This is a genomic window from Actinomadura sp. NPDC047616 (assembly GCF_040642915.1).
Classification (GTDB): Bacteria; Actinomycetota; Actinomycetes; order Streptosporangiales; family Streptosporangiaceae; genus Spirillospora; species Spirillospora miaoliensis.
Window position 1 is genome coordinate 79,829 of the sequence record NZ_JBEYTB010000023.1, and the last position, 13,808, is coordinate 93,636.

Sequence of the window (13,808 nt, forward strand, 5' to 3'; positions counted from 1 at the left end):
TGTCAGCGGGCCCGCATCGGGCCCCCGTGGCAGAGTAAGCCCCCGGCCGACTCCCCGTCATCCCCGCAAGTTACGGACTACCCTCATGACATGGCGTATGTGCTGCTCGCCCTTGTCCTGGTCGGAGTGTGGCTGTTCTGCCTGTTCGACGTGCTGACCACAGACGAGGGAGAGGTACGCCACCTGCCCAAGTTCGGCTGGTTCCTGATCGTGCTGCTCGGCGCCTTCCCCGGCGCGGGCCTGTGGCTGGCGCTGGGCCGCCCCCGCCGCCCCCTCGTCGGCACGCCCGGCGGCGCTCCCCGCCCGGACGCTCCCAAGGGGCCCGACGACGACCCGGCCTTCCTGCGCGACCTCGAACGCCGCCTGCGCGGCGGCGACGACGACCGCGCCTGATCCCCGCGCCCGACCACCGCGGCCGGTCGGCCGCGGCCGGTCGGGCGTGGCGGTCAGGCGTAGGAGTGCAGGCCCTGGAACATGTAGTTGACGCCGAAGAAGTTGAACAGCAGCGCGGCGAACGCCACCAGCGACAGGATCGCGGCGCGGCGGCCCTTCCACCCGGCGGTCGCGCGGGCGTGCAGGTAGGCGGCGTACCCGATCCAGGTGATGAACGACCAGATCTCCTTGGGGTCCCAGCCCCAGTAGCGGCCCCACGCCTCGTCCGCCCAGATGGCGCCCATGATGATCGCGGCGGTCCAGATCGGGAAGGCGAACGTGGTGACGCGGAACGCCAGCCGGTCCAGGGCGGCGGTCGCCGGGATGTGCGCCCACACGCCCTCGCCGGCCTTGCCGCGCGCCTCCTGCCGGGTCTTGAGCATGTAGAGGATGGTGGACGCGCCGGCGACGGTGAACGCGCCGGTCGCCACGATGGCGGCGCTGACGTGGATGGCGATCCAGTACGAGTTGAGCGCCGGGACGACCGGGCCCACCGAGTTGTAGAGCCAGATGTTGGCGACGCCGAGCGCGACCACCGCGGCAAGCATCACGAAGGCGCCGAGGAAGCGGGCCCCGAACCGCCACATCACGACCAGGAAGGCGGTCACCGCGGCGAACGCGATCGCGGTGAGGAACTCGTACATGTTCGCCCACGGCCACCGGCTCGCGGCGGCCGCGCGGGTCACCAGGACGCCCAGGTGCGCGCCCCAGCCGAGGACGTTCAGCACGATGGCCAGCCGCGCCCACTCGACCCGGCGGTTCTCGGTGGTCTCGTCCCGTCCGGCCTTGGCGGAATCGGCGGTGTCGGCGGTCGCCTCGGCGCCCGCCTCCGCGTCGCCGCCCGCGCCTCCGCTTCTGGCACCGACCAGGACCTTGGCCTCGGCCTTGGCTTCGGTGCCGGCCTCGGTCTCGGCGGCCGCCGGGCGGCGGCGGAAGCCGAGGTCGGCCGCGTAGGCGACCATGGCGACGATGTACAGCACGACGGTGCTCAGCATGAGCTTGTCGCTCAGCTCGGCGAGCTCGGCACTACTCACCTGATCACTCCTTCGCTTCGGTTGCCGACGCGTCCGCCCCGCCGGAAGCGTCCTTCTTCCGGTCGTCCTTCGGGGCGTCCTCGGTACCCCGCAGCGCGGTCACGATCTCGTCGAACTCGGATGTCGGGTGGCCGAGCGTGAGCCCGCCGACCTCGACCACGGTACGCCCGCCCGTGCCGGGCCGCGCACGGACCCACACCCTGCGGCGGCGCACCATGAACGAGGCGATCAGCCCCACCACGGCGAGGATGGCCGCGGCCAGGGCGGGCATGCGGCCCGGGTCGTGGTTGACCGACAGGCTGGCCCACTCCCGCACGCCCTCGAAGGTGATCGACCCCGAGCCGTCCGGGAGCTGGAACGTCTGGCCCGGCTCCAGCAGCTTCTGCCCGCCCTTGACGGGCTGCAGCGTCTTGCCGAGGCCCTCCAGCCGGTACACCGACTGCGGGGTGCCCGCGTCCAGGCCGATGTCGCCCTTGAACGCGGTGATGGTCACCACCGGGCGCAGCGCCGCGGGGAACGCCGAGATGATCTGCTTGCCGTCCTCGGACGACGCGGCGCTGGGCCACAGGATCGCGTAGAACGCCAGCTGCTCGGGCTCGGCGTCGGGGGCCTTGATGACGCCCTCGGAGGTGTAGTTGCGCTGCTCCATCGGCAGGAACGGCACGGCGTCCTGGTAGGCGACGTTGCCCTTGGCGTCGCGCACCGTGAACACCGGCGAGTACCCGTGGTTCAGCAGGTACACCTTGGCGCCGCCCACGTTCAGGGGGTGGTTGACGCGCAGGTCGTAGCTCTTCTCCGGGGAGGTGGGGGTCTCGCGGTAGTGCACCTTGGCGAGGTAGTCGGTGGCCTGGCCGCGCCGCGTGCCCTGGGTCTCGTACGTGGCGGTGAAGTCGTCCAGCCGGAAGGAGAACGGGGCCAGCTCACTGCTGTCGAACTGGCGGCCCGGGGTGAACTGGTCGTACTGCGCCAGCGAGTTGGCGAACGACTTGCCCTCGGTCACCAGCACGTTGCCGCGGTAACCGAACGCGTTGCCGACTCCCAGCGCGAACAGCAGCCCCAGCAGGGCCAGGTGGAACACCAGGTTTCCGGTCTCGCCCAGGTAGCCCTTCTCGGCGGCCACCCAGCGTCCGGCCTTGGGGGTCTCCCCCTCGTCCACCCGGAAGCGACGGCGGCGCAGCAGCGCGCGCGCTTGCGTCAGCGCCTCGTCGGGCGTGGCGTCGGTCTCGTACGTCGCGGACTGGGGCAGCCGCAGCAGGTTGCGGGGCGCCGCCGGGGGACGCGACCGCATCGCCCGGTAGTGGTGGAACGCGCGCGGCAGCACGCACCCGGCCAGCGACACGAACAGCAGGATGTAGATCGCGGCGAACCACGGCGCGGCGAACACGTCGAACAGCGAGAACCTGTCCAGCCACGGCGCCAGGGTCTTGTGCTGCTCGAAGTACTCGGCGACGCGCTCGGGGGCCTGCCCGCGCTGCGGCAGGATCGAGCCGGGCACCGCGCCCAGCGCCACCAGGAACAGCAGCACCAGCGCGGTGCGCATCGAGGTCAGCTGGCGCCAGCCCCAGCGCAGCCAGCCGACCACGCCCAGGCCCTTGGGCGCGGGGCCGCCGCCCTCGGGCGCCGTCAGTCCCGCCGGGGCCGCGGCCGCGGCCTCCAGGGTCTCGTCCGTCTCGCCCTCGGTACGGGCTTCACCCTCGGTGCGCGTCCGGACGGCCCCGGGCGCGGTGTCGGTGGTGTTCGGCGTGTCGCTCATGGTCAAATCACCGTCTCGAAGCCGCCGATCCACGACTTCAGCTCGATGGTCAGCTCGCCCCACAGGCCCGTCACCAGCAGCGTGCCGATGGCGACCAGCATGCCGCCGCCGATCCGCATGACCAGGCCGTAGTGGCGCTTGACGGCGCCGAACGCGCCCAGCGCCCGGCGGTAGGCCAGCGCGGTCGCCACGAACGGCAGCCCGAGGCCCAGGCAGTACGCCAGCGACAGCAGCGCGCCGCGTCCGGCGGACGCCTCGCTGAACGACAGCGCCTGCACCGCGGCCAGCGTGGGGCCGATGCACGGCGTCCAGCCGAGCCCGAACAGCGCGCCGAGCAGCGGCGCCCCGGCCAGCCCGGCGGCGGGCAGGCGGCCCGACTTCACGGTGCGCTGCAGCCCCGGCACCAGGCCCATGAACGCCAGCCCGAACACGATCGTGATCGCGCCGAGCACCCGGGTGATCGGGTCGGCGTACTCCAGCAGCCAGCGGCCGAGGCCGCCGAACGCCAGCCCGGCGCTGACGAACACCACGCTGAACCCCGCGATGAACAGCGCGGCCCCCGCCAGCAGCCGCCCGCGGCGCTGCTCGGCCAGGTCGGCGCCGGTCATCCCGGTCACGTACGACAGGTAGCCGGGCACCAGCGGCAGCACGCACGGGGACACGAACGACACCAGCCCGGCCAGGGCGGCCAGCGGCCCCGCCACCAGCAACGATCCGCTGGTGACGGTCTGGTCCACCCCCGCCGAGAGGATCACTTCTCCGCGAGGACCCGGGCGACGACCGGGTTCAGCTTGGAGTAGGTGGTGGCGCCGATGACGCGGGCGGCGACGCGGCCCTGGCGGTCCAGGACGAGCGTGGTGGGGATCGCGTTGGGCGGCACGGCGCGGAACGCCAGCGTGATGCGGCCGTCGGCGTCGAACAGGCTCGGGTAGGAGACCTTGAACCTGCGCTCGAACGCCTGGGCGTTCTGCTTGCTGTCCTTGAAGGCCACGCCGAGGAACTCCACGCCCTTGCCCTTGTTCTCGGTGTAGACCTGCTCCAGCGACGGCGCCTCGCCGCGGCAGGGGGCGCACCAGGACGCCCAGAAGTTCACGACCGTGACCTTGCCCTTGAGGTCGGTGAGCGCCAGCGTCCTGCCGTCCAGCGTGGCGCCCTGGACGCCCGTCACGGGCTTGCGGTCGGACGCCGGGATCGCCTGCGTGGAGCCGTCGCCCGCGATGAAGCGGTTGTCGCTGCCGCCGGGCCCGTTCTGGGACGCCTGCGAACCCGCGCAGCCCGCCAGGACCCCGCACATCGCGGCCGCGACGGCGATCCGGGCGGCGGCCGGGACGCGCCTGGGCCGGGACGGGGCGGCGCTCGGCACGGCGGAGATCCGGGGGCTCACCAAACCCTCCTACTACAGGACGTAGTACTCAATGTAGCGGCAGCATCAGGCCCCTGCGACACCGGGGTCCTTGGCCAGTCCGCCGGCCGGCTCGCAGTAGGAGACCTCCACCAGGCGGCTGCCCTCGAACGCCAGGCTGGTCACGCTGCATAGCCCGCACTCCCGCCTGGCCGGGTGGTGCCACAGGCGCCGGCGCTCGGCGCGGCGGCGCAGCACCCAGATGGGCAGCTGGTGGCTGACGCACACCGCCTCGTGGCCGCGCGCCGCGTCCCGGGCGCTGATCACCGCGGCCTTCATCCGGGCGGCGAGCTCGTCGTACGGCTCGCCCCATGACGGCTTGAACGGGTTCACCAGGTGACGCCAGTGCTCGGGACGGCGCAGCGAGCCCTGGCCCGCGCCGAACGTCAGCCCCTCGAAGTGGTTGCCGGCCTCGGTGAGACGGTCGTCCACCGTCACCGCGAGGTCGAACGCGTCGGCCAGCGGCGCGGCCGTCTCCAGCGCCCGCTGCATGGGCGAGGAGAACAGCGCGGTGACGTCCCGGTCGGCGAACCACTTGGCGGCCGCCTTGGCCATGAGGACCCCGTCCTCACTGAGCCGATAGCCCGGCAGCCGCCCGTACAGGATGCCTTCGGGATTGTGCACCTCACCGTGGCGCAACAGGTGAACGATCGTCTTGTCAGTCATGGCCTGGCCAGGTTATCCCGCGCGAGACCCCCGCCAGACCGCCGCCCGGCAGGTCAGCGCCGCGCCGACGCGACGGTATCGGCGATGGTCTTGACCACGCGGTCGAGGTCGGCCTGCCCGACGCCCTTGGTGTTCTGCATGAACCAGTACGTCAGCGCGGCGGTGCAGATGGACGCCCGGTCCCACGGCATGACGCACTGGATCGGCATCGGGACGCGGTTCTCGCCCAGGGTCGCCAGCGTGACCGACACGTAGGGGGACGGCGGCGTCTGCTCGCCCTCGGGCGAATCGGTGGCGATCATCGCCCGCGTGCCCGGCACGCCGGTCGGCAGGTTGCGCCGCGTCCGCAGCGTCGACGTGCAGTCGTCGCCGGGGCGGGGCTGCGCCAGGTCGGGGAAGTACTGGCACATGGACAGCTGGATCCCGCCGACCGAGCCCTGGAAGTTGTGCTGGACGATGCCGGTGCGCATCTGCCCGATCGAGGTGACCCCGCCGGCCGCGCCGAACGACCGCGAGCACTCCGTCCCCGCCCGGCCGATGATGTACTGCCCCTGCCCGTCGTCCAGGATGTAGACGCCCGCGCCCTGCGGCAGCCGGACCTGCGCGGGAAGCCGGACCTGCGTCGGCTGCCCGATGTCCGTGCCGTCGGCGCCGGCGGCGAACAGCCGGCAGGGCTGCGCCGTCACCGTCTGCGCGACGGGCCTCGTCGCCGAGACGCTGGGGGTCGGCCGCGCCTCCGCCCCTCCCCCGAACGCCTGCGCCCCCACGACCGCCCCGGTTCCGACGACGACCGCCGTCCCGACGGCCACCGCCGCCGTCGCCCCGGCGCCGCCGAAGATCGCCTTGACGCCTCCCGCGGCGGCCACCTTCCCGGCCACCCCGGCGGCGCCTCCGGCACCCCCGGCACCGCTGCCCGCCGCGCCCGCGGCACCCGCCGCCGTCCCGGCCGCGCCGCTCGCCGACGCGGCCGCGGCTCCCCCCGCACCGGCCGCACCAGCACCTGCACCGGCGCCCGCACCCGCACCCATACCAGCGGCACCGGCCCCCGCACCGGCGGCACCAGCGCCCGCACCGGCCGCGCCGGCACCAGCACCGGCGGCGCCCGCGCCCGCGCCCGCCGCACCCGCCGCGCCCGCACCGGCGGCGGCCGCCGTGCCGGCCGCGCCGGCGCCGGGCAGCATGAGGGCGGCGAGCGGGAACAGCGCGGCCAGCGCGACGGCGGCCCCGGCGAGCCTGCGGATGCCCCGGGTCTCCCAGTCCCGCCCGTAGACGTGCTGCGCGACTTGTTCCAGCTCGTCGACGAACGCAGCCGCCCCGTACGGCCGGTGTTCCGGGTCCTTGGCCATGCCCCGGGCGACCAGCGGACGCAGCGGCTCCGGCACCGTCTCCACCGGGACGGGCGCGGTCAGGTGCGCCGCGCGCAGCGCCTCCGGGTTCCCGCCGAACGGCCTGCGGCCGCTCACGCACTCCACGAACACGCACGTCGCCGCGTACACGTCCGCCGACGGCGAGGCGATCTGGCGGGCCCACTGCTCGGGCGCCATGTAGAGCGCCGTGCCCTCCCCCTCGGCGACCTGCCCGGCGGGGATCGCGATGCCGAAGTCGACGAGCTTGCTGCACCCGTCCTGCGGGACGACGACGTTGGCGGGCTTGTAGTCGCGGTGGACGACGCCCAGTTCGTGCGCCGCCGCCAGCCCCAGCAGCGACCCCTTGAGGACGGTCAGCGACGCCTCGGGGCCCAGCGCCCCGTGCCGCGCCAGGATCTCCTTCAGCGACGCGCCGTTCACGGCCTCCATGATGATCGCGGTGCCCTCGGGACGTTCGACGAGCTGGTAGAGCCGGGCGACGTGCGGGCTCTGCACGCGTCCCAGCATCTGGGCCTCGTGCCGCAGCCGCTCCCGGGCCTGCTCGCCGGCGTCCGCCGCCAGGTACTTGATCGCCACCGGGGTGCCGGTCTCGTCGTGGACGGCCAGCACCACCCGGCCCTGCGCCCCCGCACCGAGCTGCCGCACCTCACGGAACCCGGAGACCTGCCACTGCGCCGTCACGCGCCCTCCTCTGCCAGCCGATCGACCGCACCGGGACTTAAAGACGACATGAAAGCCGTGTCGGTTCGATCTTGCAGGCGCGGTTTCGGCGGCCGGCCGTTCAGAGGACCTCGGCGGCGGCGCCCCGGAGGGCCTCCAGGGCGGCGCGCAGGGCGGGGCGGCGGGCGGCCTCCTCCCGCCACAGCCCGTAGACGCGGCGGGTCAGCGGCGTCTCCAGCTCGACGAGCCGCACGCCCTCGGGCACGTCGCAGCGGCCCAGGCGGGGCAGGATCGTGTTGCCCAGCCCGGCCGCGACGAGGGCGAGCTGGGTGGCGAACTCGTAGGCCATGTGGTCGATGCGCGGCTCGGCGTCGATGGACCGCAGGGTGGTGGTGAGCCAGTCGCAGCAGATGCTGCCGGGGGTGGAGGCGATCCACGGGTCGCCCGCCAGTTCCTTCAGCTCGACCCGTCCGCGTGCGGCCAGGGGATGGTCGGCGGGCACCGCGACGTCCGCCACGTCGTCGCAGATGGCGCCCTTGTGCAGCCCGTCGGGGATGGGCAGCGGAGCGTTGTTCCAGTCCTGGACGATCGCCATGTCGAGGTCGCCGCGCAGCAGGAGCGGGATGCTCTGCATGGGGTCCTCCTCGCGCAGCCGCACCCGCAGCCCCGGGTGGTCGGCGCGCAGGCGGCGCAGCGCGGCGGGCAGCAGCCCGCGCGCGGCCGTGGGGAACGCGGCGACCGTCACCTGCCCGACCACGGCCCCGCGATGCGCCTCCAGGTCGGCCTGCGCCCGCTCCACCAGCGACAGGATCCGGTCGGCGTGGTCGACCAGCAGTTCGGCGGCGTCGGTGAGGCGCACGCCGCGCCCGTTGCGTTCCAGCAGCTTCTGCCCGGTCTCCCGTTCCAGCTTGGCCAGCTGCTGGGAGACGGCGGAGGTCGTCACGTGCAGGACGTCGGCGGCGGCGCTCACCGACCCGTACGTGGCGACGGCGTGCAGTGCCCGCAGCCTTTCCAGGTCAAGCATGAAGCAATGCTAAACCGTCGAACCGTCGACCGCTAGACGAACCTAAACTCGCCGCGCCGCCGCCCGGCGGAACCGCCCGGCCACCGTGTGGAACGCCTCCTTCGGCTCCCAGTGCCACGCGGACTCGGGGTCGAACGGCTCGTCCCGGATCGTCTTCACCAGGCTGTATCCGGCCATGTCCAGGTCGTAGCGCGGCTCGGCGCGGTGCGGCAGCTCGGGGCTGACGAACTGGTAGACCATCGCCGCGTACAGGCCCATCGAGTCGAAGACGTCGAGCACCTGGCCGAGGTATTCGGCCTGCGTCCGCTCGCTGCGCACCAGATTCCCCCGGATCTCCGGCTCCGGCTTGGTGTAGTCGATGGCGTACCAGCCCATGCCGCCGCCCTGCGGCGCCCCCTCGTACGTGCACGACCCGCACTCGGAGATCGCGACCGGCTTGCCCCAGCGCCGGTAGTTCCGCAGTTCCCGGACGTAGTCCTCGCGACGCTCGTGGTAGGCGTAGTAGTTGACGCTGACGACGTCGAACAGGCTCCAGTCGACCTCGTCGTCCGCGGCCGCCCCGTACGTCAGCGGACCGTTGAACACCGACCTGCCGACCGCCGCCGCCCGCGCGATCACCTCGCGCAGCCGCCGCGCCATGTGCTCGGGATCGAAGTTGCCCTTCATCACGTTCTCGACGCGTTCGAGAACGTTGTCGCCCGGCACGATCCCCGGCACGAAGAGCAGGAACTCGGCGCCGACGCTCAGATGGACCCCGGCGCCCTGCCGCCGCATCCGCTCGGCGACCCGGCCGGCCTCCGCCAGGTGCTCCATGATCTCCGTCTCCGGTCGGTCCCCGAGCCGGGGCTGCAGCCACACGCTCAGGCCCCGCTCCGCCGCCTCCGAGGCCGTCGCGGCGAGCCGTTCGACGCCGTTCCCCGCGATCACCACGGAATCGGCGTGCAGCCCGTGCCTGATCGCCCGCATGTCGCGGCGCATCCGCGCGGCGTTCCACGCGGTCGCCGCTGACTCGCCGTCCCCCACCTCATAGAACACGCCCCGGTAGGTCAGCCCGCGCCGCGCGCCGTCGGCCGCCGCCGTCCCGCCGCCGAACGCCCCCGCCGCCGCACCTCCGACGACCGCCGCCGCCCCGGCCAGGAACCGCTTCCGGCTGATCCCCTCGTCCCGCACCCGTGCCTCCTCGGACGTCACGTCTCATGACGCGACCCAGCCTGTTGTCCGGGGGCGCCGCCGGGCGTCGGCCGAAGGTCTAGCACCGCGGAACCAATGGACGATCTCCCGCATCCCAACGGGCAGGCCCATGGTCGACGTTCGTCGGCCGAGTCCGGTGGCCGCGGCGGCCCGGCGCCGCGCGGTCACCATGGCGGCCTTGCCGAACAGGAAAGGGCGGTGAACGCGAGTGCCCCCCGTGCAGCACAACTTCAACGTGGATCTGCGCGGAGTCGTCGATCTGCTCAGCCGCCATCTCTACAGCAGCCCTCGCGTCTACGTGCGGGAACTGCTGCAGAACTCCGTCGACGCGATCACCGCGCGCCGGCGTGCCGACGCGGCGGCACCGGCGGTCGTCCGCATCGAGCCGCGTGAGACGACCGGCGACGGATCGCTGCGGATCCACGACACCGGCATCGGCCTCACCGAGCCGCAGGTCCACGAGCTGCTCGCCACGATCGGGAACTCCGCCAAGCGCGATCCGCTCGGATTCGCCCGGCACGACTTCCTGGGGCAGTTCGGCATCGGCCTGCTGTCGTGCTTCCTCGTGGCCGACGAGATCGAGGTGATCACGCGCAGCGGGGACGCGGAGACGGTCGTGTGGCGCGGGCACGCCGACGGCCACTACACGGTGGAGCGCGGGCCGGCGCGGGAGGAGCCGGGCACCACCGTCGTCCTGCGGGCGCGCCGCGACTTCGAGCACTGGCTCGGCGCCTCCACCGTCACCGAGCTGGTGCGGCACTACGGCGCGCTGCTGCCCTACGACGTGCGGGTCGGCGACGAACCGGTCACCGACGGCACGCCGCCGTGGCAGGCGGACCATCCGAGTCCGGACGCCCGCCGGGACGCCCTGCTGCGGTACGGCGAACGGCTCATCGGCACGGCGCCGTTCGACGTGATCGACCTGGCGGTCCCCGAGGCGGGCCTGACCGGCGCGGCGTTCGTGCTGCCGCACGCGACCGACCCCGGCGAGCGGGCCCGGCACCGCGTCTACCTCAAGCGGATGCTCCTCGGCGACCGGGTCGACGCGATCATGCCCGACTGGGCGTTCTTCGTCCGCTGCGTGATCAACACCGACGAGCTGCGCCCCACCGCGAGCCGGGAGCAGCTGTTCGAGGACGACCTGCTGGCCGCCACGCAGGAGGCGCTCGGCGCACAGCTGCGCGCCTGGCTGGTGCGTCTCGCGGCGACCTCGCCCGAGCGGCTGTCGGCCTTCCTGGGCGCCCACTACCGGGGCGTGATGGCGCTGGCCCTCCACGACACCGAGATGCTGCGGATCGTGGACGAGTGGGTGGAGTTCGAGACCAGCGAGGGATCGGTGCCCCTCGGCGAGTTCCGCCGGCGTCACCGGACCATCCACTACACGCCGAGCATGCAGGAGTTCCGGCAGCTGGCGGGCATCGCGGCCGCTCAGGGCATGGGACTGGTCAACGGCGCCTACACCTACCACGCCGACATCCTGCGGCGGCTCCCCCGGCTCGACCCGGATCTCGTCGTGCGGCGGCTGGACCCGGACGACCTGGCCACCCGGTTCGCCGCCCTGGACGCCGCCGCCGAGTTCGCCACGCGGGACTTCCTCGCCGTCGCCCGCGCGGCCCTGGCGTCCCGGGACTGCGAACCGGTGCTGCGTTCCTTCTCTCCCGCTTCGCTGCCGGTGCTGTACCTGGAGGGCTCGGACGCCCGGCTCGCCGCCGACATGCGCGCCGCCCGCGAGGAGGCGGACGGCGTCTGGGCCGAACTCATCGAAGCGGACGCCCCCGAACAGGACGAGCAGGCCCGGCCCCTGCTCGTGTTCAACTACCGCAACCCGCTCGTCGCACGCCTGACCAGCACCGTGGACACCCGGGTCGTCGAGCTGTCGGTCGAGGCCCTGTACGGGTACGCGATGCTGGCGGGCAACCGGCCGCTGCGTCCCGACGACGTGGCGGGCGTCAACCGCGCGTTCCTCGGCCTGGTCGAGCACGCCATCCACCCGGGACGGTGACACGATGCTGCTCGACCGGAACGAGATCGAGGCCAGGCTGGAAGCCGCCGGAAAACTGGACTCCGAGGACGGCGGCCCCGGCGGCGAGGTCTACGTGGAGGCGATGCGCGACATCCTCCCCCACGCCGAGGCCCTCGGCGATCCCGACCTGCTCATGCACGCCAGGCTGGGTTTCACGTGGGCGACGCTGCGCTCGGACAGGGAGGCCCAGGAAGTCTTCCGCGTGATCCTGCCCGTGCTGCGACGCTGCCTGCTGGACTGGCACGCCGCACCGCACCGCTTCCGTCCGGGCCTGGTCGAGGCCATGTGGAACCAGTTCTTCAACGTCTGCGACTGCTACGTCCGTCTCTTCCCCGAACCGGCACGGCGGATCCACCGCTTCCTGGACGAGCTGGAACGGTACTGCCCGCCGACCCGGCGATCGACGCGCTACGCCATCGACCAGTACCGGATGAAGGTCGAAGCGCGCCGGGGGGACCTCGACGCGGTGGAACGGCTGTGGCGGGAACTGCGCGCCCAAGGCGAGCCGGAAGAGCACTTCCACCTGGACGGCAAGATCGGCGGCGATGCCTTCATGTGGCAGCGACTCGGCCGTGACGACAGGGCCGTCGAGGTGATGGCCCCCGTGCTCGCCGGACAGATCGAGGTGCGGAACGGCCGGAACCGTTCCGACGCGCTGCTCCTGCCGTACCTGCGCGCCGGCCGCCTCGACGAGGCGGTGGCGGCGCACCAGTCCACCTACACCCGGCACCGCATGAGACTGGAGGAGCTCGGCGCGCATCTCCAGTTCTGCGCGCTCACCGGCAACGAGGAACGCGGGCTCGACGTACTGGACCGCAACGTCGACCGCTTCTTCACGCGCACCGGCGGCGTCGAGTGGCTGTGGACGGCGGCGGCCGCCGTGCTCCTGTGCCGCCGCGTCATGGAGAAGGATCTCGACCGGCAGTGGTTCCGGTCCTGCGAGTGCGACGAATCGCGATGCCACCACGGCGCGGTCATGTCCTACGCGGATCTGGGCGCGCGGCTGCGCTGGGCGGTGGTGGACTTCTCCCTCGAACTGGACGAGATGGACGAGTCGACCTTCATGAGCGAGCAGGTCTCCGCGATCATGCACGCCGAGCCGATCATGGAGAGCCTGGCCCTGCCGCCCGGCACCGCCGCGCCCCGTCACCACGAGACGCCACCCGCCGCTGGCCTCCCCTCCGACACGGATCCGGCCCGCGCCCTGGACGAGGCCGCCACGCTGGACACCTGGACCCGGTTCATCCGGCTCCAGCGGCTCCTGCGGGCCGCCCCCGCCGGAGACGAAACGGACATCCGCCTCGCGCTTCTGGACGAGCTGATGTCGCCGGAACTCCACGCGGAGACCTCTCACTGGCGCCACCAGCTGTTCGCCACCCTCGCCGAGCTCGTCCGGTCACATGACGCGCGCCCGTCGCTGCTCGGCGCCGACCGCCTGGACCGGATCTGGCGTGCGGTGCCCTTCACCCTGGACAGCGTCCTGACCCACCCGACCGTGCACGCGGCGCAGATCCGCGGGCTCCTGCGCACGCTGGAGCCGCACTGCCGCCCCGGCACCGACGACCTGCACCACCTGCGCTGGTTCGCCGTCGAACTGCAGGTGCGACGCGGCGACCTGGAGGGGGCCAGGGCCGCGTGGGCCGCGTTCGCCGACCTGCCTCCCAGCGACGCCTTCACCACCCGGCCGAACATCCTGCGCCGCACGCTCTGGTGGCTCGACCTCGGGTGCGACGACGAGGCGGTCGATTCCATGGCTCCCCTCCTGGCCGACGCCCCACCCGGCGCGGAGGACAGGGAGGACTACCTCCTGCTGCCCTACCTGCGCGCCGGCCGGCTCGACCGGGCGCGTGAGGTCCACGAACGCACCTACCGGACGGCCCAAGGGGCACCCGAACTGGCGGCGCACCTGGAGTTCTGCGCCCGGACCGGCGAACTCGACCACGGGCGGGAGCTGATCCAGCGCCACCTCGGCTACTTCCACGCCTGGCGGGCCGACCACGACTGCCCCATCGACCGCGTACGGGCCTACGGGGCGGCGGCCCGGCTGAGCGACCGCATCGTGGCGGACGGCCGCGACGAGATCTGGACGCGCCCCGCCGACGAGTGCTGTGAGGCCGAGGACGGCTGGAGCTACGCGAGGTTCGCCGCGTCCACCCGCTTCGAAGGCGATCTCTTCGTCACCCGATGGGACGAGCTGATGGGCACCACCGCCACCCGGACGCTGGTCGCGCGCTTCGGCCACCCCTGAGCACGGGC

11 protein-coding genes are annotated in these 13,808 nt (G+C 73.1%); 3 read left to right on the plus strand and 8 right to left on the minus strand.

All coding sequences use genetic code 11. The annotated features are described in order from the left end of the window. Positions 1–90: 90 nt before the first annotated feature. Positions 91–393: a PLDc N-terminal domain-containing protein gene (locus ABZ801_RS37740; protein WP_360707723.1), complete on the plus strand. Its 303-nt coding sequence runs from the start codon at positions 91–93 to the stop codon at positions 391–393. Between the two features lie 53 nt (positions 394–446). On the opposite strand, the gene ccsB is transcribed toward ABZ801_RS37740, so the two are convergent. The 8 genes from ccsB to ABZ801_RS37780 all read right to left on the minus strand — a co-directional run bounded on the left by ccsB (position 447) and on the right by ABZ801_RS37780 (position 9,529). Then, on the minus strand, positions 447–1,466 hold the full coding sequence (gene ccsB, locus ABZ801_RS37745; protein WP_360707726.1) for a c-type cytochrome biogenesis protein CcsB: 1,020 nt from the start codon (positions 1,464–1,466) through the stop codon (positions 447–449). A gap of 4 nt (positions 1,467–1,470) precedes the next feature. Then, entirely contained in the window at positions 1,471–3,219 is a 1,749-nt protein-coding gene (locus tag ABZ801_RS37750; RefSeq protein WP_360707729.1) for a cytochrome c biogenesis protein ResB, read from the minus strand. 2 nt (positions 3,220–3,221) lie between these two features. Beyond that, positions 3,222–3,956 carry a cytochrome c biogenesis protein CcdA gene (locus ABZ801_RS37755; RefSeq protein ID WP_360707732.1) on the minus strand — a complete coding sequence of 245 codons (735 nt, stop codon included), beginning with the start codon at positions 3,954–3,956 and terminating at the stop codon, positions 3,222–3,224. Between the two features lie 14 nt (positions 3,957–3,970). Continuing rightward, complete coding sequence (locus tag ABZ801_RS37760) at positions 3,971–4,603, minus strand: TlpA disulfide reductase family protein (RefSeq protein ID WP_360707735.1); 633 nt, start codon at positions 4,601–4,603, stop codon at positions 3,971–3,973. A 45-nt stretch (positions 4,604–4,648) separates the two neighbouring features. Continuing rightward, the gene (locus ABZ801_RS37765; RefSeq protein WP_344948618.1) at positions 4,649–5,287 is read right to left on the minus strand and encodes a histidine phosphatase family protein; all 639 of its coding nucleotides are present in this window, start codon (positions 5,285–5,287) and stop codon (positions 4,649–4,651) included. Between the two features lie 53 nt (positions 5,288–5,340). Beyond that, positions 5,341–7,335: a serine/threonine-protein kinase gene (locus ABZ801_RS37770; RefSeq protein ID WP_360707739.1), complete on the minus strand. Its 1,995-nt coding sequence runs from the start codon at positions 7,333–7,335 to the stop codon at positions 5,341–5,343. 100 nt (positions 7,336–7,435) lie between these two features. Beyond that, a complete protein-coding gene (locus ABZ801_RS37775; protein WP_360707742.1) occupies positions 7,436–8,338 on the minus strand; it encodes a LysR substrate-binding domain-containing protein in 903 nt (300 codons plus the stop codon). 42 nt (positions 8,339–8,380) lie between these two features. Continuing rightward, entirely contained in the window at positions 8,381–9,529 is a 1,149-nt protein-coding gene (locus ABZ801_RS37780) for a hypothetical protein (RefSeq protein WP_360707745.1), read from the minus strand. A 208-nt stretch (positions 9,530–9,737) separates the two neighbouring features. Between ABZ801_RS37780 and ABZ801_RS37785 the strand changes: the two genes are divergently transcribed. Both ABZ801_RS37785 and ABZ801_RS37790 read left to right on the plus strand, forming a co-directional pair. Then, positions 9,738–11,531 (plus strand): HSP90 family protein, encoded by a 1,794-nt coding sequence (locus tag ABZ801_RS37785; RefSeq protein ID WP_360707747.1) that lies wholly within the window; start codon positions 9,738–9,740, stop codon positions 11,529–11,531. A gap of 4 nt (positions 11,532–11,535) precedes the next feature. Continuing rightward, the gene (locus ABZ801_RS37790) at positions 11,536–13,800 is read left to right on the plus strand and encodes a hypothetical protein (RefSeq protein ID WP_360707749.1); all 2,265 of its coding nucleotides are present in this window, start codon (positions 11,536–11,538) and stop codon (positions 13,798–13,800) included. Positions 13,801–13,808: the final 8 nt, after the last annotated feature.

Excerpts from the sequence above, each read along its gene's own strand:
- ABZ801_RS37765 (WP_344948618.1), bottom strand. The coding sequence starts at position 5,287 with ATGACTGACAAGACGATCGTTCACCTGTTGCGCCACGGTGAGGTGCAC.
- ABZ801_RS37740 (WP_360707723.1), top strand. The coding sequence starts at position 91 with ATGGCGTATGTGCTGCTCGCCCTTGTCCTGGTCGGAGTGTGGCTGTTC.
- ABZ801_RS37750 (WP_360707729.1), bottom strand. The coding sequence starts at position 3,219 with ATGAGCGACACGCCGAACACCACCGACACCGCGCCCGGGGCCGTCCGG.
- ABZ801_RS37790 (WP_360707749.1), top strand. The coding sequence starts at position 11,536 with ATGCTGCTCGACCGGAACGAGATCGAGGCCAGGCTGGAAGCCGCCGGA.
- ABZ801_RS37775 (WP_360707742.1), bottom strand. The coding sequence starts at position 8,338 with ATGCTTGACCTGGAAAGGCTGCGGGCACTGCACGCCGTCGCCACGTAC.